General features: G+C 60.8%; 21 protein-coding genes. 13 read left to right on the top strand and 8 right to left on the bottom strand.

Annotated features, from left to right (window positions below; translation table 11 throughout):
- Positions 1-14: 14 nt before the first annotated feature.
- Genes dgcB through ACP7BX_RS06950 form a run of 3 tightly spaced genes read left to right on the top strand, consistent with a single transcriptional unit; the run spans position 15 to position 3,959 of the window.
- On the top strand, positions 15-1,958 hold the full coding sequence (gene dgcB, locus ACP7BX_RS06960; RefSeq protein WP_426130638.1) for a dimethylglycine demethylation protein DgcB: 1,944 nt from the start codon (positions 15-17) through the stop codon (positions 1,956-1,958).
- Complete coding sequence (locus ACP7BX_RS06955; protein ID WP_426130636.1) at positions 1,958-3,178, top strand: electron transfer flavoprotein subunit alpha/FixB family protein; 1,221 nt, start codon at positions 1,958-1,960, stop codon at positions 3,176-3,178. The genes dgcB and ACP7BX_RS06955 overlap by 1 nt, the downstream gene beginning before the upstream one ends.
- A gap of 10 nt (positions 3,179-3,188) precedes the next feature.
- The gene (locus ACP7BX_RS06950; RefSeq protein ID WP_177094330.1) at positions 3,189-3,959 is read left to right on the top strand and encodes an electron transfer flavoprotein subunit beta; all 771 of its coding nucleotides are present in this window, start codon (positions 3,189-3,191) and stop codon (positions 3,957-3,959) included.
- A gap of 661 nt (positions 3,960-4,620) precedes the next feature.
- On the opposite strand, the gene gbcA is transcribed toward ACP7BX_RS06950, so the two are convergent.
- Entirely contained in the window at positions 4,621-5,916 is a 1,296-nt protein-coding gene (gbcA, locus tag ACP7BX_RS06945) for a glycine-betaine demethylase subunit GbcA (protein ID WP_038848868.1), read from the bottom strand.
- A gap of 280 nt (positions 5,917-6,196) precedes the next feature.
- Between gbcA and gbcB the strand changes: the two genes are divergently transcribed.
- A complete protein-coding gene (gene gbcB / locus ACP7BX_RS06940) occupies positions 6,197-7,297 on the top strand; it encodes a glycine-betaine demethylase subunit GbcB (protein ID WP_426130634.1) in 1,101 nt (366 codons plus the stop codon).
- A gap of 3 nt (positions 7,298-7,300) precedes the next feature.
- Here the strand turns inward: gbcB and ACP7BX_RS06935 are convergent, their stop codons facing one another.
- Complete coding sequence (locus ACP7BX_RS06935; protein ID WP_426130632.1) at positions 7,301-8,116, bottom strand: nitrilase-related carbon-nitrogen hydrolase; 816 nt, start codon at positions 8,114-8,116, stop codon at positions 7,301-7,303.
- Positions 8,113-9,552, bottom strand: coding sequence for a purine-cytosine permease family protein (locus ACP7BX_RS06930; protein WP_426130665.1), 1,440 nt, complete (start codon positions 9,550-9,552; stop codon positions 8,113-8,115). The genes ACP7BX_RS06935 and ACP7BX_RS06930 overlap by 4 nt, the downstream gene beginning before the upstream one ends.
- A gap of 283 nt (positions 9,553-9,835) precedes the next feature.
- On the opposite strand from ACP7BX_RS06930, the gene ACP7BX_RS06925 reads away from it, so the two are divergent.
- Positions 9,836-11,653 (top strand): FAD-dependent oxidoreductase, encoded by a 1,818-nt coding sequence (locus tag ACP7BX_RS06925; protein WP_426130630.1) that lies wholly within the window; start codon positions 9,836-9,838, stop codon positions 11,651-11,653.
- A 58-nt stretch (positions 11,654-11,711) separates the two neighbouring features.
- On the opposite strand, the gene ACP7BX_RS06920 is transcribed toward ACP7BX_RS06925, so the two are convergent.
- Together ACP7BX_RS06920 and ACP7BX_RS06915 are read right to left on the bottom strand one after the other, a co-directional pair.
- Positions 11,712-11,909, bottom strand: a complete 198-nt coding sequence (locus ACP7BX_RS06920; RefSeq protein WP_038848858.1) for a hypothetical protein — start codon at positions 11,907-11,909, stop codon at positions 11,712-11,714.
- Between the two features lie 175 nt (positions 11,910-12,084).
- A complete protein-coding gene (locus ACP7BX_RS06915; protein ID WP_028618222.1) occupies positions 12,085-13,125 on the bottom strand; it encodes a threonine aldolase family protein in 1,041 nt (346 codons plus the stop codon).
- A gap of 90 nt (positions 13,126-13,215) precedes the next feature.
- Here ACP7BX_RS06915 and ACP7BX_RS06910 point away from each other — a divergent pair, with 90 nt between their 5' ends.
- From ACP7BX_RS06910 to fdhA, 8 genes are all read left to right on the top strand, one after another.
- Complete coding sequence (locus ACP7BX_RS06910; RefSeq protein WP_426130628.1) at positions 13,216-13,944, top strand: TraX family protein; 729 nt, start codon at positions 13,216-13,218, stop codon at positions 13,942-13,944.
- A 137-nt stretch (positions 13,945-14,081) separates the two neighbouring features.
- Positions 14,082-15,335, top strand: coding sequence for a serine hydroxymethyltransferase (gene glyA / locus ACP7BX_RS06905; RefSeq protein ID WP_426130626.1), 1,254 nt, complete (start codon positions 14,082-14,084; stop codon positions 15,333-15,335).
- A 22-nt stretch (positions 15,336-15,357) separates the two neighbouring features.
- On the top strand, positions 15,358-16,608 hold the full coding sequence (locus ACP7BX_RS06900) for a sarcosine oxidase subunit beta (RefSeq protein WP_010207084.1): 1,251 nt from the start codon (positions 15,358-15,360) through the stop codon (positions 16,606-16,608).
- A gap of 15 nt (positions 16,609-16,623) precedes the next feature.
- Complete coding sequence (locus ACP7BX_RS06895) at positions 16,624-16,926, top strand: sarcosine oxidase subunit delta (RefSeq protein WP_010207083.1); 303 nt, start codon at positions 16,624-16,626, stop codon at positions 16,924-16,926.
- Positions 16,923-19,940, top strand: coding sequence for a sarcosine oxidase subunit alpha (locus tag ACP7BX_RS06890; RefSeq protein ID WP_426130624.1), 3,018 nt, complete (start codon positions 16,923-16,925; stop codon positions 19,938-19,940). The genes ACP7BX_RS06895 and ACP7BX_RS06890 overlap by 4 nt, the downstream gene beginning before the upstream one ends.
- A gap of 123 nt (positions 19,941-20,063) precedes the next feature.
- Entirely contained in the window at positions 20,064-20,696 is a 633-nt protein-coding gene (locus ACP7BX_RS06885; protein ID WP_269132194.1) for a sarcosine oxidase subunit gamma, read from the top strand.
- Positions 20,697-20,706: 10 nt separating this feature from the next.
- A complete protein-coding gene (gene purU, locus ACP7BX_RS06880; RefSeq protein ID WP_016977808.1) occupies positions 20,707-21,564 on the top strand; it encodes a formyltetrahydrofolate deformylase in 858 nt (285 codons plus the stop codon).
- Between the two features lie 98 nt (positions 21,565-21,662).
- The gene (gene fdhA, locus ACP7BX_RS06875) at positions 21,663-22,862 is read left to right on the top strand and encodes a formaldehyde dehydrogenase, glutathione-independent (RefSeq protein WP_016977809.1); all 1,200 of its coding nucleotides are present in this window, start codon (positions 21,663-21,665) and stop codon (positions 22,860-22,862) included.
- Between the two features lie 50 nt (positions 22,863-22,912).
- Here fdhA and ACP7BX_RS06870 read toward each other — a convergent pair whose 3' ends face one another.
- The 3 genes from ACP7BX_RS06870 to ACP7BX_RS06860 all read right to left on the bottom strand — a co-directional run bounded on the left by ACP7BX_RS06870 (position 22,913) and on the right by ACP7BX_RS06860 (position 24,453).
- Positions 22,913-23,299, bottom strand: a complete 387-nt coding sequence (locus tag ACP7BX_RS06870; RefSeq protein ID WP_426130622.1) for a hypothetical protein — start codon at positions 23,297-23,299, stop codon at positions 22,913-22,915.
- Between the two features lie 160 nt (positions 23,300-23,459).
- Positions 23,460-23,861, bottom strand: coding sequence for a hypothetical protein (locus ACP7BX_RS06865; protein ID WP_426130620.1), 402 nt, complete (start codon positions 23,859-23,861; stop codon positions 23,460-23,462).
- 133 nt (positions 23,862-23,994) lie between these two features.
- A complete protein-coding gene (locus ACP7BX_RS06860; RefSeq protein WP_426130618.1) occupies positions 23,995-24,453 on the bottom strand; it encodes an anti-sigma factor domain-containing protein in 459 nt (152 codons plus the stop codon).
- Between the last annotated feature and the right edge of the window lies 1 nt (position 24,454).

Here is a 24,454-nt window from a genome sequence, read left to right as displayed (position 1 = left end):
TTGGGAGCTTCACCATGTTGAACACCCTGCTTCCCATTTTATTGTTCGCCGCCCTGGGCCTTGCCGTCCTCGGCGCCCTGCGCCGGGTGAACATGTGGCGCCGTGGCCGCGCGTCCAAGGTTGACCTTTTGGGCGGCCTGCTCGCCATGCCCAAGCGCTACATGGTCGACCTGCACCACGTGGTCGCCCGCGACAAATACATCGCCAACACCCACGTCGCCACCGCGCTGGGTTTTGTGCTGTCGGCGTTGCTCGCCATTCTGGTCCACGGCTTCGGCCTGCAGAACCGCATCCTCGGTTATGCCTTGCTGCTGGCCTCGGTACTGATGTTTGTTGGCGCCACCTTCGTTTACCTGCGCCGTCGCAATCCGCCTTCACGTCTTTCGAAAGGCCCATGGATGCGCCTGCCGAAAAGCCTGATGGCGTTCTCGGTGAGCTTCTTCCTGGTGACCCTGCCGGTGGCCGGGATTCTGCCAGCGGACTTCGGTGGCTGGTTGCTTGCCGCGTTGCTCGGGGTGGGTGTGTTGTGGGGCGTGTCCGAGATGTTCTTCGGCATGACCTGGGGCGGCCCGATGAAACACGCCTTCGCCGGTGCCTTGCACCTGGCCTGGCACCGTCGCGCCGAGCGCTTCGGCGGCGGCCGTTCCACCGGTTTGAAACCACTGGACCTCAGCGATAAATCCGCGCCGCTGGGCGTGGAGAAACCCAAGGATTTCACCTGGAACCAACTGCTGGGCTTCGACGCCTGCGTACAGTGCGGCAAGTGCGAAGCCGCATGCCCGGCCTTCGCCGCCGGCCAGCCGCTGAACCCGAAAAAGTTGATCCAGGACATGGTGGTCGGCCTGGCCGGTGGCACCGATGCCAAGTTCGCCGGCAGCCCGTATCCGGGCAAAGCCATCGGCGAACACAGCGGCAACCCGCATCAGCCGATCGTCAACGGCCTGGTGGACGCCGAGACCCTGTGGTCCTGCACCACCTGCCGCGCCTGTGTGGAAGAGTGCCCGATGATGATTGAGCACGTGGACGCCATCGTCGACATGCGCCGTCACCTCACCCTGGAAAAAGGCGCCACGCCGAACAAAGGCGCGGAAGTCCTGGAAAACCTGATCGCCACCGACAACCCCGGCGGTTTCGCACCGGGTGGTCGCCTGAACTGGGCGGCCGACCTGAACCTGCCGCTGCTCAGCGAGAAAGGCAGTGCCGACGTGCTGTTCTGGGTCGGCGACGGTGCCTTCGACATGCGTAACCAACGTACCCTGCGTGCGTTCGTCAAAGTGCTCAAGGCGGCCAAGGTCGACTTCGCTGTGCTGGGCCTGGAAGAACGTGACAGTGGCGATGTGGCGCGTCGTCTGGGCGATGAAGCGACCTTCCAGTTGCTGGCTTCGCGCAATATCCAGACCCTGGCCAAGTACAGCTTCAAGCGCATCGTCACCTGCGATCCGCACAGCTTCCATGTGCTGAAAAACGAGTACGGCGCCTTCAACGGCAACTACCTGGTGCAACATCACAGTACGTTCATGGCCGAGCTGATCGGCGAGGGTGCGCTGAACCTGGGCCGGCACAAGGGCAACAGCGTGACCTACCACGACCCTTGCTACCTGGGCCGCTACAACGGCGAGTACGAGGCGCCGCGCCAAGTGCTGCGGGCGTTGGGCATTGAGGTCAAGGAGATGCAACGCTCGGGCTTCCGTTCACGCTGCTGCGGGGGCGGGGGCGGTGCGCCGATTACCGACATTCCCGGCAAGCAACGCATTCCCGATATGCGCATGGAAGACATCCGCGAAACCGGCGCCGAGCTGGTGGCCGTGGGTTGCCCACAGTGCACGGCGATGCTCGAAGGCGTGGTTGAGCCGCGTCCACTGATCAAGGACATCGCCGAACTGGTGGCCGACGCCTTGCTGGAAGACGCCGCACCGGCCAAAACCCCTATCAAGCGTGAACCTGCGGAGGTGCACTGATGAGCGACATTATCCGGCGCGACCCACGCGCTGAGTGGATCGCCCGCAACCGTCTGCACCCATTGCACGCAGCGATGCAACCGGCACAGCACAGTTGGATGGGCCCCAATGGCGTCATCCGCAAGAACGTCCATGGCATCGGTTTCATCGGCCCCAATGGCATCAAGCGTATCGACCGCAGCGGCGCCCAACAGGGCGGCGCTGCCAAGCGCACGGCGGCAGTGGAAGTGCAGTTGCCGCTGCATCAGGTGGCGGCGCCTGCGTTCTACATCAACGTGGTGCCGGACATGGTCGGCGGCCGCTTGAGCAGCCACGACCGTGACTTGCTCGGCCTGGCCCGACAACTGGCGGGCAGCGACGGTGCGGTGCTGGCGGTGGTGTTTGGCGAACACAAGGAAGGTGCATTTGCCACCGCAGGCGTCGATCGCCTGCTGGTGCTGGAAGGCCACGAATTCGACGGTTATTCACCGGAACAACGGGTGCAAGGTTTGCGCGCTGTGGATAACCAGTTCAACCCGCGTCACTGGTTGCTGCCTGACAGCCGCAGCGGTGGTGGCGAACTCGGCCGACGTTTTGCCGCCAGCCTCAAGGAACGCCCGGCTACGCGGGTTTGGCAGATCAAGGGCGACGAGTGCATCGGCCGCGCCGGTGCGGGCCAGGAAGACTTGGCCCGTCCGCTGCCACGCCTGATTCTGGCCGCCGCTGAATGCGCCGATCCTGTCAGCGAGACACGGCATGAAGTGCTCCCCGTGGCGTTATCCACAGCCCTGGCACGCAGCCTGCCGCGTATCGAAGACCTCGGCGCGGTGGCGGTGGACCCGGCGGCGATTCCCATGGCCGAAGCGGAGTTTATTTTCTCTGGCGGCAACGGCGTGAAGGACTGGGCGCTGTTCCACCAGACCGCTGCGGCTCTGGGCGCCACGGAAGGTGCGTCGCGGGTTGCGGTGGATGACGGCTTCATGGCGCGTGATCGCCAGGTCGGCGCCAGCGGCACCTGGGTCACGGCGCGGGTTTACGTGGCTGTGGGTATTTCCGGTGCGATCCAGCACCTGCAAGGCATCGGTGCCTGCGACAAGGTGGTGGCGATCAACCTCGACCCGGGTTGCGACATGATCAAGCGGGCCGATCTCTCGGTCATCGGCGAAAGCGCCGCGATTCTGCAAGCCTTGATCGTTGCGGTAGAAGCCTACCGCAACGGCGCCAAGCGCGATGCAGCTTAAGGAGATGGCCATGACGACGAATGTAATCAGCCTGGTGTCCATCGGCGCCCACCCGACCTCCGGGCGCCCGCGCCGCGCTGAACAAGATGCGCGTGCGGTGGAACTCGGCTTGCAAATGGCTGGGGATAAGTTGCAGGTGCTGCACGCCGGCAACATTGCTGAGCCGACCCTGCGCAGTTACCTGGGCATGGGGTTGCCGCAGTTGCACGTACTGGAGCAACCGGCGGGCAGCGATGCCTTGCCCGTGCTCAGCGAATACCTGCGCGACGCCGGTGCCCAGGTGGTGCTTGCCGGCAGCCAGGCCGAAACCGGTGAAGGCTCGGGCATGCTGCCGTACCTGCTGGCCGAGCAATTGGGCTGGCCGTTGATTGTCGGGCTGGCGCAGGTCGAATCCATCGATGGCGGCGTGGCCCATGTGCTGCAAGCCTTGCCACGCGGCCAGCGGCGACGCCTGAAGGTGCGCCTGCCGTTTCTGGCGACAGTGGATAACGCCGCGCCCAAGCCTCGGCAGAGTGCGTACGGCCCGGCGCAGCGCGGTGAGCTGGCGGCCCATGAAGTCGAAATCGAACAGGACGAGTTATTCACAGGCGCCGTGCTGCAACCGGCCAAGCCACGCCCCAAGCGCCTCAAGGTGATCAAGGCCAAGAGCGGTGCTGACCGCATGAAAGCCGCCACGGCCAAGGCCAGTGGTGGCGGCGGGCAAGTGCTTAAGGGCCTGAGCCCGGAAGCGGGCGCCGAAGCCATCCTCAAGTTGTTGGTTGAGGAAGGCGTGGTTCGCTGATCCTAAGCAGGGAGTGTGGCTTACCCACAATCCCTGTTGACCCGTCTGTGGATAACCTGTTCGCGGTTGTCCACACCCCCTGTGAATCAAGCCCTTCAGCCCTCTGTACGAAAAACAACCAAGCTAACTGACGGTTTTTACTTGGGTTTTTCGCTGCTCCTGTGCATTTCTCCGGTCCGACTTGCCCCCATTGTCTGTTGGCGCTTCTGTGGATAACATGTTCGCTGTCGGCTGAAGCCCTTATTAATCAAGGCTTTCATCGAATTGATCAAAATGTGATCGATTTGGTTTTTTTACCGATTAAAAACGCTGTAAACCCCGATTTGTGAAGGTTTGAGGTGGTTTTCCACAGCACTTTCCAAGTTGCCCCCAAAGTCTGTTGGTGCTTCTGTGGATAAGGTGTTCGCGTACCGCTACAGGCCACGTAAGTCGTGGCTTGTGCTGGATTGGTCAATAAATGACCAGGTCCAGTTCAAACCGACTGGCTTGAATAAGTCACGGATTTTCTTCATTTAATTTCAGGGAGGAAGCGTAGTTGCCCACAATTGCTGTGGGCGGCTTTGTGGATAAGTTGTTGGGTAAAGGCTGGAGGGCAGGGAAATCAAGGGTTATCAGGGGGTTGGGTGTTTTTTGTACAACCCAGCCCCCGAAGATCAACAGGTTATTCGTGAACCGCGACACCCTTGAGGTACGGCGCCGGAGCGGCCCCCAGGTTGCTCAACAGGCGCTCGCTGTACCAGTCCACGAAGTTCACCACGCCGAACTCATACGTCTTGGAGTACGGGCCAGGCTGGTAGGCGGTGGAGTTGATGCCGCGCTGGTTTTCTTCGGCCAGGCGACGGTCCTGGTCGTTGGTGGCGTCCCAGACTTGGCGCATGCGCTCCACGTCGTAGTCCACGCCTTCCACGGCGTCCTTGTGCACCAGCCATTTGGTGGTGACCATGGTTTCCTGGGCGCTGATTGGCCACACGGTGAACACAATGATGTGATCGCCCATGCAGTGGTTCCAGGAGTGCGGCAGGTGCAGGATGCGCATCGAGCCCAGGTCCGGGTTCTTGATGCGGCCCATGAGCTTGGCGCAGCCCTGCTTGCCGTCCAGGGTCATCGACACGGTGCCTTTTAGCAGCGGCATGCGCACGATACGGTTACGCAGGCCGAAACTGGCGTGGGCGTATGGGATTTTCTCGGCATCCCAGGCGGCGGCGGAGGCGGCCACGTGGTCCTTGAACGCCTGGTCGGCGCGCGGGTCGGTGACGTCGTCCCACTCCAGCAGGGTTTTCAGCAGTTCCGGGTGCGACGCGTTGCAGTGGTAGCACTCGCGGTTGTTTTCCAGCACCAGCTTCCAGTTGGCTTTCTCCATCAAAGTGGTGGTAATCGCCACCTTGGTGTTCTCCATGTCGTAGGGTTCCATGTAATGGTTCAGCGTCGACAGGAAGTCATCGATGGCCGGCGGGTTCTCCGCCAGGCTGATGAAGATGTAGCCACCAGCGGTCTTCACGTTGACCGGCTTGAGGCCGTACTGCTTCATGTCGAAGTCGGCACCCATCTCGGTGCCGGCGAACAGCAGGCGGCCATCCAGTTCGTAGGTCCACTGGTGGTAATGGCAGACCAGTTTGGCGACCTTGCCTTTGTCGCTGGTGCACAAGCGCGAGCCACGGTGACGGCACACGTTGTGGAACGCGTGAACCACGCCTTCGGCGCCCCGGATCACGATGATCGGGTTTTTGCCGATTTGCAGGGTCAGGTAGTTGCCCTTGGCCGGGATTTCGCAGGTCATGCCGGCGATCAACCACTCTTTCTGGAAGATTTCCTGCATGTCGATATCAAACAGCCGCTCATCAGAGTAGAACGGCTGCGGCAGCGAGAAAGTGCGCTCGCGCTCTTGCAGCATTTGCGCGGTGGCCTTGCGTGCGGGTTCCAGCGGATCGCCCAAGCTTAAGGTTGCGGTGACGTCCATCGTGTGTGTCCTCATGGCCATTCTGTGTGGCCGAGATAAGTGGCTAATCAGGTTTGCAGCAAGGCGTAAAGAAAGCGTCTGTGTTGGGAGCGAGTGTGGGGCCGCCGATGCGCCGAACCTTATCCATGGGCGACATGGCCCAATCTGTTCCCGACGCGCAACCCTAGGTCGTTGGGGGCTGGTCGCGATAAGTATGTGAATGTCGCAGATAGGTAAATGGGTGGTTCTGGCGTTACGCAGAATCGCCACCATAAGGCCGATGTCGGCGGTGGAGAACAACATGTCCAATAATTTCCTGAATCCGGTAACCACCCAGACCTGGGCCAATGGTCGGCACATTGTCCGTTGCGTCAAAGTCATCCAGGAAACCTGGGACGTGCGCACCTTCTGTTTCATGGCCGACCAGCCGATCCTGTTCTTTTTCAAGCCGGGGCAATTCGTCACTCTGGAGCTGGAGATCGAAGGCCAGCCGATCATGCGCTCCTACACCATTTCCAGCTCACCGTCGGTGCCCTACAGCTTCTCGGTGACCATCAAGCGGGTGCCGGGCGGCAAGGTGTCCAACTGGCTGCACGACACCCTTCATGAAGGGCAAGAGTTGGCGGTGCACGGGCCGGTGGGTTTGTTCAACGCCATCGACTTCCCGAGCCCGAAAGTGCTGTACCTCAGCGGCGGCGTGGGCATCACGCCAGTCATGTCCATGGCCCGCTGGTTCTACGACACCAACGCTAACGTCGACATGACGTTTATCCACAGCGCCCGTTCGCCCAAGGACATCATCTACCACCGCGAGCTGGAGCACATGGCGTCGCGGATCGACAACTTCAGCCTGCACTTGATCTGCGAGAAACACGGCTTGGGTGAGCCTTGGGCGGGGTATCGCGGCTACCTGAACCACAAGATGCTCGAACTGATGGTGCCGGACTTCCTGGAGCGCGAAGTGTTCTGCTGCGGCCCGACGCCGTACATGAACGCGGTGAAGCGCCTGCTGGAAGTGGCGGGTTTCGACATGGCGCGTTATCACGAGGAGTCCTTCGGCGCCACGCCGCCGGAAGCCCGTGCGGATGCAGTGGAGCAAGCCGAGCAGGCGGCCGACGCGCCGGAAATCGACCTGGCGGATCTGCACCAGGTGGAGTTCATCGCATCGGGCAAGAGCATCCGCGTCGCCCCTGGGGAAACCGTGCATGCCGCGGCCGCCAAGCTTGGCCTGTTGATCCCGAAAGCCTGCGGCATGGGCATCTGCGGCACCTGCAAGGTGATGAAGCTGGGCGGCGAGGTGGAGATGGAGCACAACGGCGGCATCACTGAAGAAGATGAAGCCGAAGGCTACATCCTGTCGTGCTGCAGTGTGCCGAAGGGCGATGTGCGCATCGAGTTCTGATGCTCAGTACAATTCTGGCCGGCGATCCTGATGAACGTCGTTATGGGCGCTGATTGACTTGTTCCGGGCCTGTTCCAGGGGCAGGTCCGCTACCAGTTGCTGTTCCTCGTGATGTGAGGCTGCCCCGGCCAGCGGGTAGCCATCCGCATCGACAATGACCGAGCCGCCCACCCAGTTGACGCCGCGTTCTTCGCCATGGCGGTCGCACGCCGCAATAAACAGGCGGTTGACCGCCGCGTTGGCCTGGATCCTTACGATCTCAGCCGGCCGCTCACCCACAGGGCGCGGACCGTCCGGCCAGTTCACCGGGACGCAAAGCAGCTCCGCTTGTGCCAGTGCCGGCAGGCGCACCCACTCGGGCAGTTCCAGGTCGTAGCAGATCATCATGCCGATCTGCCCGACGGCGGTGTCGACCACCGGCGGTGGCGCATCACCGGCGGTGAAGATCAGTTTCTCGCGGTCCCACAGGTGGGCCTTGCGATACACCGTCAGCCGTCCGGTGGGTTCGATCATCGCCGCACTGTTGGCGACACGTCCCCCGCTCAAGCGCTCGCAAAACCCTGCAACGACGATGATCCCAAGTTCACACGCCAGGTTTTTCCACAGGCTCAATGCCGGGCCGTCGAGTGTTTCGGAGGCCGTGTGGGCTTCCTCGCGGTCAGTGAACGCGTAGCCACTCTGGATCAGTTCCGGCAGGACAATCAGCTGGGCCTTGAGGCTGGCCGCTCCACGAATCGCGCGCTCGGTCAGCGCCCGGTTGTACTCGGCATCGCCGATACGCGGCGCCAGTTGATGGCAAACGACGCGCAGCTGTGTCACGACAGGTCTCCTTCCAGCACGCGCTCACTGGCTTGCATGGCCCGCGACTCGGCGGCGTGGTCGAGTTGGCGGCTCATCACGCAGTAAATCACTGCCGAGACCAGCAAGCCGACGACAAACGCAATATCGGCGCCATCCAGCATCACACTGATCGGGCCTTGATAAAAACCCAGCGACATAAACGGAATCATTGCCGCCAGGCCGAGGAAATACGCAACCAACCCAGCACTCGACCAGCGGCCATAGATGCCGGCGGGATTGAAAATGTCGCTGATGGCGTAGCGTCCTTGTCGCACGACGTAGAAGTCTGCGAGGTTGACGGCCGTCCAGGGCACCAGGAAATACAGCATCAAGAGCACGAAGGTGTTGAAGCTGCTCAAGTAGCTCTCAGGGATGCTCAAGGCAATCACGAAAATGATGGCGGCCACCAGGCTGATCCCGACGATGCGGCTCTTGATCTTGGGTTTGATCGGGACAAAACCGTCAATGGCGCTGATCCCGGTGAGCATCGCGCCATAGCAGTTGACGGCCATGATGCCGACCAGCGCCGGCACTGCAACCAGCACGGTAAAGGTGCCAAAGCCAGGCAGCAGTTGGTTGCCCACGGCCTGCACACTGCCAATGGCGTCGGGCGAGGGCAGCGCCGAGGCGAGGAATGCCCCCAACGACATCAACCATAGCGCCGAGCCGGCAGCCCCCAGGTAGGTCCAGAGGATGACACTGCGCGACGGGGTGTTATGGGGCAGGTAGCGCGAGTAATCCGAGACGTAAACGGCGTAGCTGATCTGGTAGCCCGCAGCGGCTGACAATTGGATCAGGAAGGCCGACCAGGAAAAATGTGCGTCGGCCACGGCTGAATCGGCTTGCAGATGCAGCAAGGCCGCGACGGTCAGAACCGCGAACACGCTGATCATCACGTAGGTCAGCCAGCGTTGCACGGTGTGCAGGAGGTCATGGCCAATGACTGCGATCACCACCGCGAGGATGATCATCAACGCATACCAGGGCGCGCGGTTGCCGGGCAGCACGGTATTGATGGCGTCAGTGGCGAGGATCACGTTGAACACGTTGAAGCCGATGTACACGAAAACCACCGCGATAAACGGCACGATGGCACCCCGCAGGCCGAACTGGGCGCGCGACTGGATCATCTGCGGCAAGCCCATGCGCGGCCCCTGGTTGGCGTGGAACGCCATGGCAAACGTGCCCAGGCATACGCCGATCACGATCGCCAGGATCGCGTACACCAGGCTTAGCCCCAAGGCCGCACCGGTAAACCCGGTGACCATGGTGGTGAGCACGAAGTTGCCGGTGAACCAGAACGGCGCCTGATGCCAGACCTTACCGTGGCGCTCATTGCGCGGCACGTAGTCGATGGAGCGGGTTTCGATTTTCAGCGTGCTGGAAGGGGGAGCAGCCGATCGGTCAGAGGGCATGTTCATAGGTATCACGGTCTGTTTTTTATTGAGTGAGCTGTGCAGAGTCTTGTAAGCAAAAAAACAATTGAATCGGCATTCTCAAATAATCACTTTATGAATCTCTGAACTGAGTGCGCAAAACCCTCTGGAATAAGGTTTGCCTTACTGATGCACTTTTTATTTCCAAGGGATATAGAGACATTTCCTACGAGTGACTACGCTGATGAACACATTCGTCGTAGTCGCCCTTCGCAGTGAAGCAGTAGGCGGACGTCCTGTTTACATACCAAGGATGATTGCCATGTCTGCTATTCCCTCCCGCAGTAAAGGCGCTGCGCGCTTGCTTGCCAACGATGTCACTGCATTGGTTCCTGACTTTCCTTTTCATTACCGCCGGTTCCTTGATACCGCCGTCAGTAACGGCACGCCGTTGGCGCAGGTTTCCAGCCTGGCGTATGGCAGCAAGGTGTTGATCGTCGGCGCAGGCGTCGCGGGAATGGTGGCGGCCTATGAAGCCATGCGCATGGGGTTGCACCCAGTGGTGGTGGAGGCCAGTGATCGTATCGGCGGGCGGCTGTATTCCTATGTGGCGGGTGATCCGCTGGATCCTGCTAACAGTGTGATCTGTGAAATGGGGGCGATGCGCTTTCCTATTTCTGGCAAGGCGTTGATGCACTATTTCGAGAAGGTCGGCATGACGGCCAACTCGGCGGACTTTCCTAATCCAGGCTCGGCTGCGACCCCCAGTACGGTGGTCGATTACCAGCAAACCCAGACCTATTACGAAGGCAATAACCTGCCGCCGGAATACGCTGAGATTGAGCGGCTGTTGTTTGAGGTGTTCCTTGAGCAGGACCCGATCAAGTTCACCGAAATGGAAGCGGCAATGTCCGAGGGCAGTATTGATCAGGCCAAGATCAAGACGTTGTGGAATGCCATTCTGGATGCGGGTTGGGACAACCTCAGTTTTTTTGCCGCGATGGTCGAGCAGGCGGGTTGGAGCCGCGAAGACATCGATCTGTTCGGCCAGATCGGTTTCGGCACCGGCGGCTGGAACACCGACTATCCCAATTGCTTCCTGGAAGTGTTGCGAGTGCTGTATACCGGGCTGGATACCAACCATAAGTTGATGTTCGACGGTTCCAGCGAGTTGCCAACGCGGTTATGGAGCCGCGCCCCGGATACCTTCGGTGACGCCATGGCGCATTGGCCTGTGGGCACCACTGTCCAAGGCCTGACTACCCAAGTCATTGCCCAGCCTTTCAAGCAGGAAGTACGGCAGATGATACGTCGTCCGGATGGCGAGTTCGACGTATGGATTTATGACCATAATCAGGCAAGAGACCTTCAATACACCTTTCCTGCTGTGGTCTATACCCCTCACAAGCGGATCCTCGACAAATTCCGCTACATGGATGGTGCCGCCCGCTTCAATGAAATGAACGACCTGTTATCCGCAAAGGAATGGGAAGCGGTGATGTACACCCACTACATGCAATCTGCAAAAATCTTCGCGCAGACGAAACGGCCTTTCTGGACCGATGTGGAAGCAGATTTCCAACACAAGATGAGCGTGACCCTGTCGGACCGAATCACCCGTGGTACCTACCTGCTGGACTACAGCCAAAGCCCTGGGCCATACAGGGGGAGCGGTATGTTTTTGTCTTACACCTGGAATGACGACAGCCTCAAGTTCCTGGGGGATCGCAGTGCGCCGCTGTCGTCCCATGTGCAGGTGTGCACGAGCTTGCTGGACAGCGTGTATGCGCCTCATCAGTTGAACCTGGCGGCTGAATTCGGCATGACCAACCCCTTTGTCGAAATCAATTGGGAGGAGCAGCCGTTTTTCTTGTGCGCCTTCAAGATGAATCTACCGGGACAGTACGAGTACCAGCGCTTGCTGTTTTCCCAGTTTACGAGTGGCGTAAAGGGGTCTAATCCCGATGGGTTCATTCTGGCGGGTGACGACGTTTCGTTTACGGGAGGCTGGGCGGAAGGAGCGGTGACGACAGCCTTGAACGCCGTAAATAAGCTGGCGGTGAAATTCAACGGTGGGACCTATCCCAACAACCGCGGCCCCATTGATGATTGGCAAGTGCTTCAGCCGAAGGCGTTGTGAGAGCCATCACCTGAGTCCCGCGTCGCAGGTCATGAGTCTGCGGCGCGGGCCTTGGTGGTTAGCGGACGAAAAGGTTGATGAGGTACCCGCCGGAGGCTGTCATTTCGAACTCTTTTCCAGTAACGGTAAAGGTTCTGGATGGCTCGATGATGGTGTCGCCGACATTCGCCAGCTTCCTCAGGTCGTCCAGGCCGACGAGCGTGGCGTTGACGTCGGCGCGCAGTTGCGAATCAGTGGTGTAGCATTGAATTTCCATGATGTTGCCCTCGATAGGATTTCCTTTTCCAGCCGACTATTCGGCAGGCAGTCAGCCCCGAAGTAACGCGTCCGTTCGTTCGGGGTGACGAGATCCTACCCAGGGTAGAGGTAGATAGATACTGTCAGAAATACGTACAAACACTCTCTGAAAAAGCGCTGAAAGCCCCGTGGTTTCAGGCCTCCATCACTTTCCGAATATCCGCTGCCAATTCTCTTACACGTTCTTCCTCGGTATCCCACGCACACATGAAGCGTGCGCCGCCTTTGCCGATAAAGGTGTAGAAACGCCAGCCCTTGGCGGTCAACGCGGCAATCGCCGGTTCCGAGAGTTGCAGGAACACGCCGTTGGCCTGCACCGGGAACATCAACTCAACGCCAGGAATATCCGCCACCAGGCTGCTCAGCAATTGAGCGCAGTGGTTGGCGTGACGGGCGTGTTTGAGCCAGGCATCGTTTTCCAGCAGGCCTACCCATGGTGCGGACAGGAAACGCATCTTCGACGCCAGTTGGCCGGCCTGCTTGCAGCGGTAGTCGAAGTCTTCAGCCAGCTTGTGGTTGAAGAACAGGATTGCTTCGCCCACGGCCATGCCGTTCTTGGTGCCGCCAAAGCACAGCACGTCCACCCCGGCTTTCCAGGTCAGGTCGGCGGGCGAGCAGCCGAGGAACGCGCAGGCGTTGGAGAAGCGCGCGCCGTCCATGTGCAGGTTCAGGCCCAACTCTTTGCAGGTCACGCTGATGGCGCGGATTTCATCCGGGGTGTACACGCTGCCGACTTCGGTGGCCTGGGTCAGGGTGACCACGCGCGGCTTGGGGTAGTGAATGTCCTGGCGCTTGAGGGCGATCTCGCGGATCGACTCCGGGGTCAGCTTGCCGTTTTCGGTGCGAGCGGTGAGCAGCTTGGAACCGTTGGAGAAAAACTCCGGCGCGCCGCATTCGTCGGTTTCGACGTGGGCGGTTTCCGAGCAAATCACGCTATGGTAGCTCTGGCACAACGAGGACAGCGCCAGGGAGTTGGCCGCTGTGCCGTTGAAGGCGAAGAACACTTCGCAATCGGTTTCGAACAGGTTGCGGAAACCGTCGGCGGCGCGGTGGGTCCATTCATCATCGCCGTAGGCGCGTTGATGGCCTTGGTTGGCTTGTTCCATGGCGGCCCAGGCTTCCGGGCAGATGCCCGAATAGTTGTCACTGGCGAATTGTTGGCTCTTGTCGGTCATGGCCCATTCCTGTGGTCGATGTTGGTGCGCACTGTAACCAAGATTGTCGCGAGTGCGCACGCACTGTAAATGCAAAGTCACTGGGGAATTATGCACGGTACTGGAACCCTGCCTGTCGGACGTGTCCGTGATGGCGCTTTGGATCTGCTCAAGTGGCTGGCGCTGTTGAGCATGGTGCTCGATCACCTGCGCTATGTCGGTCTGAGCCTGGATGGGCTGTACGTGCCGGGGCGCCTTGCGTTCCCGTGGTTTTGCCTGGCGATTGCGGCGAACCTGCACCGGGTCAGGAGCGCGCCCGTGACCGGCCAATGGCGCTACCTGGGCTGGCTGTTACTGTTCAGCGTGATCAGCGAAGTGCCGTACCGCCTGTTTATCGACGATGCCGATACGTTGAACGTCTTGCCGACCTTGGCGCTGGGCCTGCTGGTTGCCCGAGGATGGCAGCAGAAGGCGCTTTTTGATCGAGGATTGGCGCTGATTGCCCTCATGATCGCGGCGGTTTTTTCCACACAGCTGATGTTCGGTTTTTTCGGCGTATTACTGCCACTCGCGACGCTGCTGGTATTCCGTCGCCCTTGGTATTTCAGTGTATTGCCGGGCCTGGTCTGTGTGGCGGCCAATCAATGGCAGGTTCTGCTCAATAGCGGCACCCCCGTAGCGTTGGTCGGATTCGCCGCTTGCCTGATTGCGCCAATGCTTGGCCTGGTCCTCTTGCGACACGCTCAAAACGCCTCGCCACCGGCCATGCGCCGCTGGGCGTATGCCCTCTATCCCGCGCATTTCCTGCTACTGCTGGCTTTGCGTCACAGCCTTGCCTGAGTCGCTGAATTCATTCCATGTCGTAAACGCACCTTTGCGTGGCGTGCGTAGGCATTTGACCTGCTGACGCCAGCCCTACCATCGCATCAAAGGGCCCTGCACGGGCCTCAACAATACGAAAGGCTGGGAGAGACGCGATGTTCAGCAAACAAGACCAGATCCAGGGATATGACGACGCACTGCTGGCGGCCATGAATGCCGAGGAGCAGCGCCAGGAAGATCATATCGAGCTGATCGCGTCAGAGAACTACACCAGCAAACGCGTAATGGAAGCCCAAGGCAGCGGCCTCACCAATAAATACGCCGAAGGCTACCCGGGCAAGCGCTACTACGGTGGCTGCGAGCACGTGGACAAAGTGGAAGCCCTGGCCATCGAGCGCGCCAAGCAACTGTTCGGCGCCGATTACGCCAACGTGCAGCCGCACTCCGGTTCGTCCGCCAACAGCGCGGTGTACCTGGCTCTGATCAATGCGGGCGACACCATCCTGGGCATGAGCCTGGCCCATGGCGGTCACCTGACCCACGGCGCCAAAGTGTCTTCCTCGGGCAAGCTGTACAACGCGGTGCAGTACGGTATCAACACTGACACCGGCCTGATCGACTACGACGAAGTCGAGCGCCTGGCCGTCGAGCACAAGCCGAAAATGGTTGTGGCCGGTTTTTCCGCCTACTCCAAGACTCTGGATTTCCCACGTTTCCGTCAGATCGCCGACAAAGTGGGCGCGCTGTTGTTCGTCGACATGGCCCACGTCGCTGGCCTGGTTGCCGCTGGCCTGTATCCGAACCCGCTGCCGTACGCCGACGTGGTCACCACCACCACCCACAAGACCCTGCGCGGTCCACGGGGCGGTCTGATCCTGGCCAAGTCCAAGGAAGAAATCGAAAAGAAACTCAACGCCGCCGTATTCCCTGGCGCCCAGGGCGGCCCGCTGATGCACGTCATCGCCGGCAAGGCCGTGTGCTTCAAGGAAGCGCTGGAGCCAGGCTTCAAGGCCTATCAGCAACAAGTGATCGACAACGCCCAGGCCATGGCCGAGGTGTTCATCAAACGCGGATATGACGTGGTGTCCGGCGGTACCGATAACCACCTGTTCCTGGTCAGCCTGATCCGTCAGGGCCTCACCGGCAAAGAGGCGGACGCCGCCCTCGGTCGCGCCCACATCACCGTCAACAAAAACGCGGTGCCGAATGACCCGCAGTCGCCGTTCGTGACCTCGGGCCTGCGCATCGGCACCCCGGCGGTGACCACGCGTGGTTTCAAAGTGCCGCAGTGCATCGAACTGGCCGGCTGGATCTGCGACATCCTCGACAACCTCGGCGATGCCGATGTCGAGGCCAACGTGGCCAAGCACGTGTCTGCCCTGTGCGCTGATTTCCCGGTTTATCGCTGAGCGCGGTTTTGGAGTAATGACTATGCAACGCTACTCGGGCTTCGGCCTCTTCAAGCACTCACTCAGCCACCACGAAAACTGGCAGAAAATGTGGCGCACGCCGACCCCTAAAAAGGTCTACGACGTGGTCATCGTCGGCGGCGGCGGGCATGGTCTGGCGACCGCCTACTACCTGGCCAAGGAGCACGGCATCACCAACGTGGCCGTGGTCGAGAAAGGCTGGCTGGGCGGCGGTAACACCGCGCGCAACACCACCATCGTGCGTTCCAACTACCTGTGGGACGAGTCGGCGCACCTTTACGAACACGCGATGAAACTGTGGGAAGGCCTGTCCCAGGACCTGAACTACAACGTGATGTTTTCCCAGCGTGGCGTCTACAACCTGTGCCACACCCTGCAAGACATCCGTGATTCCGAGCGCCGCGTGAGTGCCAACCGCCTCAATGGCGTGGACGGCGAACTGCTCAACGCCAAGCAAGTGGCCGACGAGATCCCGTACCTCGATTGCTCCAAGAACACCCGCTATCCCGTGCTCGGCGCCACCGTGCAACGTCGCGGCGGCGTGGCCCGTCACGATGCCGTGGCCTGGGGCTTTGCCCGCGCCGCCGATGCACTGGGCGTGGATTTGATCCAGCAGACCGAAGTGATCGGTTTTCGCAAGGAAAACGGTGTGTGCATCGGTGTGGAAACCAACAAGGGCTTTATCGGCGCCAAGCGCGTCGGTGTGGTCACCGCCGGTAACTCCGGGCACATGGCCTCGCTGGCGGGCTTTCGCCTGCCGATCGAATCCCACCCGCTGCAAGCGTTGGTGTCGGAGCCGATCAAGCCGATTATCGACAGCGTGATCATGTCCAACGCCGTGCACGGTTATATCAGCCAGTCCGACAAGGGCGACCTGGTGATCGGCGCCGGTATCGACGGCTACAACGGCTACGGCCAGCGCGGCTCGTACCCGGTGATCGAACACACCATCCAGGCCATCGTCGAGATGTTCCCGGTGCTGTCGCGCGTGCGCATGAACCGTCAGTGGGGCGGCATCGTCGACACCACGCCGGATGCCTGCCCGATCATTTCCAAGACCCCAGTGCCGAACATGTTCTTCAACTGCGGTTGGGGCACCGGTGGTTTTAAAGCGACTCCGGGCTCAGGCAACGTGTTTGCCGCCAGCCTGGCCAAGGGTGAAATGCACCCGTTGGCCGCACCTTTCTCCATCGACCGTTTCCACAACGGTGCGTTGATCGACGAACACGGCGCTGCGGCCGTCGCCCACTAACAGGAGAAATCCCCTATGTTGCATATCTTCTGTCCTCACTGTGGCGAACTGCGCTCCGAAGAGGAATTTCACGCGTCCGGCCAAGCGCACATCCCGCGCCCGCTGGACCCGAACGCCTGCACCGATGAAGAGTGGGGCGACTACATGTTCTTCCGCGACAACCCCCGTGGCCTGCACCACGAACTGTGGATCCACGCCGCCGGTTGCCGCCAGTACTTCAACGCGACCCGCGACACCCTGACCTACGAAATTCTTGAAACCTACAAGATCGGTGAGAAGCCACAATTCACCGCCAAGGCCTCTGGAGAGAAGGTATGAGCCAGACCAATCGCCTGTCCAACGGTGGCCGGATCGACCGTAATAAAGTCCTGACGTTTACCTTCAACGGCCAGAGCTACAAAGGCTTCGAAGGCGACACACTGGCCGCAGCGCTGCTGGCCAACGGCGTCGACATCATTGGCCGCAGCTTCAAGTATTCGCGCCCTCGCGGCATTTTCGCTGCGGGCGCCGAAGAGCCGAACGCGGTGCTGCAGATCGGCGCCACCGAAGCCACCCAGATTCCTAACGTGCGCGCCACGCAACAGGCGCTGTACCAAGGTTTGGTCGCCACCAGCACCAACGGCTGGCCGAACGTCAACACCGATGTGATGGGCATTCTTGGCAAGGTCGGTGGCAAGCTGATGCCGCCGGGGTTCTACTACAAAACCTTCATGTACCCGCAATCGTTCTGGATGACGTACGAGAAGTACATCCGTAAGGCCGCTGGCCTTGGCCGCTCGCCCACCGAGAACGACCCGGACACCTACGACAACTTCAACCGTCACTGCGACGTGCTGGTGGTCGGCGCGGGCCCTGCGGGTCTGGCCGCCGCACTGGCCGCCGCCCGCAGCGGTGCCCGCGTGATCATCGCCGATGAGCAGGAAGAGTTCGGCGGTTCGCTGCTCGATTCGCGCGAAAGCCTCGACGGCAAGCCGGCGGCGGAATGGGTTGCCAGCGTCATTGCTGAATTGAAAGCCCTGCCAGACGTAGTGCTGCTGCCTCGCGCCACCGTCAACGGCTACCACGACCATAACTTCCTGACCATTCACGAGCGTCTCACCGACCACCTCGGTGACCGTGCGCCGATGGGTGTGGTGCGCCAACGTATCCACCGTGTGCGTGCCAAGCGTGTGGTGCTGGCGACCGGCGCGTGCGAGCGTCCACTGGTCTATGGCAACAACGACGTGCCGGGCAACATGCTGGCGGGTGCGGTTTCTACTTACGTGCGTCGCTATGGCGTGGCACCGGGCAAGAAGCTGGTGCTGTCGACCAACAACGATCACGCCTACCGCGTTGCGCTGGATTGGTTGGATGCAGGCCTGCAAGTGGTCGCCGTGGCCGATGTGCGCCACAACCCACGCGGCGCGCTGGTGGAAGAAGCCCGCGCCAAGGGTATTCGTATCCTCACCGGCAGCGCCGTGATCGAAGCCCGTGGCAGCAAGCACGTCACTGCCGCCCGCGTGGCTGCAATTGACGTCAAAGCGCATAAAGTCACCAGCCCAGGCGAATGGCTGGACTGCGACCTGGTGGCCAGCTCCGGCGGCTACAGCCCGGTGGTCCACCTGGCTTCGCACCTGGGCGGCAAGCCGACCTGGCGTGAAGACATCCTCGGTTTTGTACCGGGCGAAGCACCACAAAAACGTGTGTGCGTCGGTGGCATCAACGGCGTCTATGGCCTCGGCGATTCCCTGGCTGACGGTTTTGAAGGCGGCGTGCGCGCGGCCAGCGAAGCCGGTTTTGCCCCGGTGGAAGGCACCCTGCCAAAAGCCTTGAGCCGCTTGGAAGAGCCGACACTGGCGATCTACCAAGTGCCGCACGACAAGCCAACCGCACGGGCGCCGAAGCAATTCGTCGACCTGCAAAACGACGTGACCGCCGCCGCCATCGAACTGGCGACCCGCGAAGGGTTCGAGTCGGTCGAGCACGTCAAGCGCTACACCGCGCTGGGCTTTGGCACCGACCAGGGCAAGCTGGGCAACGTCAATGGCCTGGCGATTGCTGCCCGTTCGTTGAACGTGACCATCCCGCAGATGGGCACCACTATGTTCCGCCCGAACTACACGCCGGTCACGTTCGGCGCCGTCGCCGGTCGTCACTGCGGGCACATCTTCGAACCGGTGCGCTACACCGCGCTGCAAGCCTGGCACGTGAAGAACGGCGCCGAGTTTGAAGACGTCGGCCAGTGGAAACGCCCGTGGTACTTCCCACGCAACGATGAAGACCTGCATGCGGCGGTGAAACGCGAATGCCTGGCTGTACGCGACAGCGTCGGCCTGCTGGATGCGTCCACCCTCGGCAAGATCGACATCCAGGGCCCGGACGCGCGCGAGTTCCTCAACCGCATCTACTCCAACGCCTGGACCAAGCTCGACGTGGGCAAGGCGCGCTACGGCCTGATGTGCAAGGAAGACGGCATGGTCTTCGACGACGGCGTGACTGCCTGCCTCGCCGACAACCACTTCCTGATGACCACCACCACCGGCGGCGCCGCCCGCGTACTGCAGTGGCTGGAAATCTACCAGCAGACCGAATGGCCAGACCTCAAGGTGTACTTCACCTCGGTCACCGACCACTGGGCCACCATGACCCTGTCCGGCCCCAACAGCCGCAAGCTGTTGAGTGAAGTCACCGACATCGACCTGGACAAGGACGGCTTCCCGTTCATGACCTGGAAGGAAGGCTTGGTCGGTGGCGTACCGGCTCGCGTGTTCCGGATCTCGTTTACCGGTGAGCTGTCGTACGAAGTCAACGTGCAGGCCGACTACGCCATGGGCGTGCTGGAAAAAATCGTCGACGCCGGCAAGAAGTACAACCTGACCCCGTACGGCACCGAAACCATGCACGTGCTGCGGGCGGAGAAGGGTTTCATCATCGTCGGCCAGGACACCGACGGCTCGATGACCCCGGACGACCTGAACATGGGCTGGTGCGTCGGCCGTACCAAACCGTTTTCGTGGATCGGCTGGCGCGGCATGAACCGTGAAGACTGCGTGCGCGAAGAGCGTAAGCAACTGGTGGGCCTGAAGCCGATCGACCCGAATGTATGGCTGCCGGAAGGCGCGCAATTGGTGTTCGATCCGAAGCAGACGATCCCGATGAAGATGGTCGGCCACGTCACCTCAAGCTATGCGCACAACTCCCTGGGCTATTCGTTCGCCATGGGCGTGGTGAAGGGCGGCTTGAAGCGTATTGGTGAGCGCGTGTTCTCGCCGCAGGCGGATGGCAGCGTGATCGAGGCGGAGATTGTTTCCTCGGTGTTCTTTGACCCGAAAGGCGATCGCCAGAACATCTGATAAATCGCGTCGCCTGCATCGCAGGCAAGCCAGCTCCCACATTTGGAATGCATTCCCCTGTGGGAGCCGGCCTGCCCGCGATGAGGCCAGAACAGACATCACAGCATTCAGAACAGGTGCTTTATGACAGCAGCCAATGTGTACCAACAACGCCCAACCACTGGGGCCAAGGCCGAGTCGTCGCTGCACCATGCCGACCTCGCCAGCCTGGTCGGCAAGGGCCGCAAGAACGCCGGCGTGACCGTGCGCGAAAAGAAACTCCTGGGCCACCTGACCATCCGTGGCGACGGCCATGATGCAGCCTTCGCCGCTGGCGTACACAAGGCCCTGGGCATCGAACTGCCGAGCGCCTTGACCGTGATCGTCAAAGGCGAAACCAGCTTGCAGTGGCTCGGCCCGGATGAGTGGTTGCTCATCGTGCCAAGCGGCGAAGAATTCGCCGCCGAGCAAAACCTGCGTGCCGCCCTGGGTGAGCTGCATATCCAGATCGTCAACGTCAGCGGCGGTCAGCAGATTCTTGAACTGAGCGGCCCGAACGTGCGCGACGTGCTGATGAAGTCCACCAGCTACGACGTGCACCCCAACAACTTCCCGGTGGGCAAGGCGGTGGGCACGGTGTTCGCCAAGTCGCAACTGGTGATCCGCCACACGGCCGAAGACACCTGGGAACTGCTGATCCGTCGCAGCTTCTCGGATTACTGGTGGTTGTGGTTGCAGGATGCGTCTGCCGAATTCGGCCTGAGTGTTCAAGCCTGAGGAATGCCCCATGAGCCGCGCACCTGATACATGGATTTTGACCGCCGACTGCCCCAGCGTGCTCGGCACGGTGGACGCGGTCACCCGCTATCTGTTCGAACAGGGTTGCTACGTGACTGAGCACCACTCGTTCGATGACCGGCTTTCGGGCCGGTTCTTTATCCGCGTGGAGTTCCGCCAGCCCGACGGGTTTGACGAACAAGGTTTCCGCGATGGCCTGGCCACCCGTGGCGAAGCCTTCGGCATGATCTTCGAGCTGACGGCGCCGAACTACCGGCCAAAAGTGGTGATCATGGTCTCCAAGGCCGATCACTGCCTGAACGACCTGCTGTATCGCCAGCGCATCGGCCAACTGTCGATGGACGTGGTCGCGGTGGTGTCCAACCACCCTGATTTGAAACCGTTGGCCGACTGGCACCAGATTCCCTACTACCATTTCCCCCTCGACCCCAACGACAAACCGTCCCAGGAGCGTCAGGTATGGCAAGTGGTGGAAGACACCGGCGCGGAACTGGTGATCCTTGCGCGATACATGCAAGTGCTCTCGCCGGAGCTGTGCCGCAAGCTGGATGGCAAGGCCATCAACATTCACCACTCGTTGTTGCCGGGGTTCAAGGGCGCCAAGCCGTATCACCAGGCGTACAACAAGGGCGTGAAGTTGGTCGGCGCCACGGCGCATTACATCAACAACGACCTGGATGAAGGCCCGATCATTGCCCAGGGCGTGGAGGTGGTGGATCACAGCCACTATCCCGAGGACTTGATTGCCAAGGGGCGGGATATCGAAGGGCTGACGTTGGCCCGGGCGGTGGGGTATCACATTGAGCGGCGGGTGTTTCTAAACGCCAATCGGACTGTGGTGCTCTGATTGCAAAGACAACAAACAGCATCTGTACCCGAGCACTTAAACGCGCTGCCCACCCAACGGGCAACGCGGTTCCATAAAAACAACAGCGAGGTGAAAGCATGTCTGGTAATCGTGGTGTCGTGTATCTCGGCAACGGCAAGGTCGAAGTACAGAAAATCGACTATCCCAAAATGCAGGACCCCCGTGGCAGGAAGATTGAGCACGGCGTCATCCTGCGCGTGGTTTCCACCAACATCTGCGGCTCCGACCAACACATGGTGCGCGGCCGCACCACTGCCCAGACCGGCCTGGTGCTCGGTCATGAAATTACCGGTGAAGTGATCGAGAAGGGCAGCGACGTCGAAAACCTGAAGATCGGCGACCTGGTTTCGGTTCCCTTCAACGTGGCTTGCGGCCGTTGCCGCTCCTGCAAAGAGCAACACACCGGCGTCTGCCTGACCGTCAACCCGGCCCGTGCCGGTGGCGCCTATGGCTATGTCGACATGGGCGACTGGACCGGTGGCCAAGCCGAATACGTGCTGGTGCCATACGCGGACTTCAACCTGCTGAAACTGCCGGACCGCGACAAGGCCATGGAGAAAATCCGCGACTTGACGTGCCTCTCCGACATTCTCCCGACGGGCTACCACGGCGCCGTGACTGCGGGCGTTGGCCCAGGCAGCACCGTCTACATCGCAGGCGCTGGCCCGGTCGGCCTGGCTGCTGCCGCTTCTGCACGCCTGCTGGGCGCGGCGGTGGTGATCATTGGCGACGTCAACCCGATCCGCCTGGCCCACGCCAAGGCCCAGGGTTTTGAAGTGGCCGACCTGTCCACTGACACCCCGCTGCACGAGCAGATCGCCGCGCTGCTGGGCGAGCCGGAAGTGGACTGCGCCGTTGACGCCGTTGGTTTCGAAGCCCGTGGCCACGGCCATGAAGGCGTGAAAGCCGAAGCCCCGGCCACCGTGCTCAACTCGCTGATGGGCGTGGTGCGCGTGGCCGGCAAGATCGGTATTCCGGGCCTGTACGTCACCGAAGATCCAGGGGCTGTGGATGCCGCTGCCAAAATGGGCAGCCTGAGCATTCGCTTCGGCCTCGGCTGGGCCAAGTCCCACAGCTTCCACACCGGCCAGACCCCGGTGATGAAGTACAACCGCGCGCTGATGCAGGCGATCATGTGGGACCGTATCAACATTGCCGAAATCGTCGGCGTGCAGGTGATCAGCCTGGATGACGCACCACGTGGCTACGGTGAGTTCGATGCGGGCGTGCCGAAGAAGTTTGTGATCGATCCGCACAAGCTGTTCAGTGCGGCGTAAGGTTCAAGGCTGAAAAAAATGGCGACCCTGGAGGTCGCCATTTTTGTGGGTTACTTGATGGTCGTGAGTCGCAGATAGGGATCGGCCACCTCACCGTTCTTGATCAGGCGCTTGCCGCCGTAGTCGCAATGGATCTTTCCGTTGCGTTCATTGACTGACTCAGCCTTCAGCTCGTACTCCGGGGCCAGGTAGTCATCTTTGGTTGCGGCTGTTTGCCCTGTCCACGTTTTGCCGTTGGCCATCGCGGTGTATTGATAGCCCTCGCCATAGGGTGTTGGGAGGTCAGGGTCTGTGTAGGGTTTTGACTGGATATCACGGGGGGCAGGGCATTGGTCGATGCCGGTGGCCTGGGACGGTGAGGTAGAGCTTTGCGTGCGAGACTGTAGGTTGTTGAGCGCGCTGAAGACAGCGTAAAAGTTGGGTATCAATCCGATCATGATCGTTACAGCTCCTTGTAGTGTGGCTGAGCCTCCCCGTTGAATGTGAATGGGAAGGCGAGCTTGGGTGGGCTGTGTCGATGGATGCGTTCCGTCATAACCTGGACCGCGGGTCGTGGATGTGTGGACGTTCACTGTAGGAGTAATTCGGTGGCGCTTTTCACTGATGTGTAAATGAGCATTTGGCAATCTCCAGGGCTTCGCAATACGTGCCTCTCCAGTCGCCTATAGGGATAAGGTTCCAACCTGAGACCTGTTTGAGTGTGACCGAAAAGCTCGCGGCGTTATTCATTGGCCCTTTGTAGGTGCAGATGACGGCTTGGTTGATCGCATCGTACCGGGCATCGTGGAACGTTGAGTCAGTGAGGTATGACGCCGTAGCCTGCGGGTTCTCGCCTGACCAAGTTCGCCCGTCAGGCTGGAGCATCTCGTAGCGATAGCCGCCGCTGCCCATGGCTTTTTGTTTGATCTCCTGGGGCGTCGGACAGGTGGAGGTCGCTGCAACCGACGTGTTCACCAGTGCAATGACAGCGAATACACCTGCAAGCATTGCGCTTTTCATGACGGCTTCCAGTAGGGGAAAGGCATCATGCTGCAGGTGAATACTGGAGGCTGGCTACTGTCAAACGTGACAGTTATTTAGAGCGGTTCGTGATCAGCAACCGGTTCTTTAGTCCAATAGGCGGCGCATCGACTCAGCGAGCAGCCAACGCCCCCTGATAAACCGTCGGCCCCGTGGGCTGCTTACTCAACGACCCGCCCTTGGTCTCCGAACTCACCATCAACTCCACCGGCTTGCGGATGCTTTTTTGCTGGCGCGGGTTGAGTCCGATAATGCCTTTGCCATCTTCCGGCAACAGCCCCAGTGAAACTGGCGCGCCACCTTCAGGCATGGCCCAGAGTTCCAGGCTGCGATCCGGCTCAGGCGCCGCCGTGGCAATCGGTTCGACTTCGAGATAATCCTTGTGCGCTCTGATTTGCGCGGCCGGCTGCTGGGCGGTGGTCACCAGCGTGGCGGCGGACTTGACGTTGTCCTGGGTGTAGAGCGCGCCGCCGAGGCCGGCGACGATGGCTATGCAGACGCCGATAAACACACGTGGACGGCTCCAGAATGGGGGCTTTTGCTCAATCACTTGGGGGCGGGTCGCGCTCATG

Source organism: Pseudomonas sp. DWP3-1-3b3 (assembly GCF_049896305.1).
Taxonomy (GTDB): Bacteria; Pseudomonadota; Gammaproteobacteria; order Pseudomonadales; family Pseudomonadaceae; genus Aquipseudomonas; species Aquipseudomonas azotoformans_A.
Note: the sequence above shows the minus strand (reverse complement) of the source record. Positions and strands in the feature narration are given on the sequence as shown.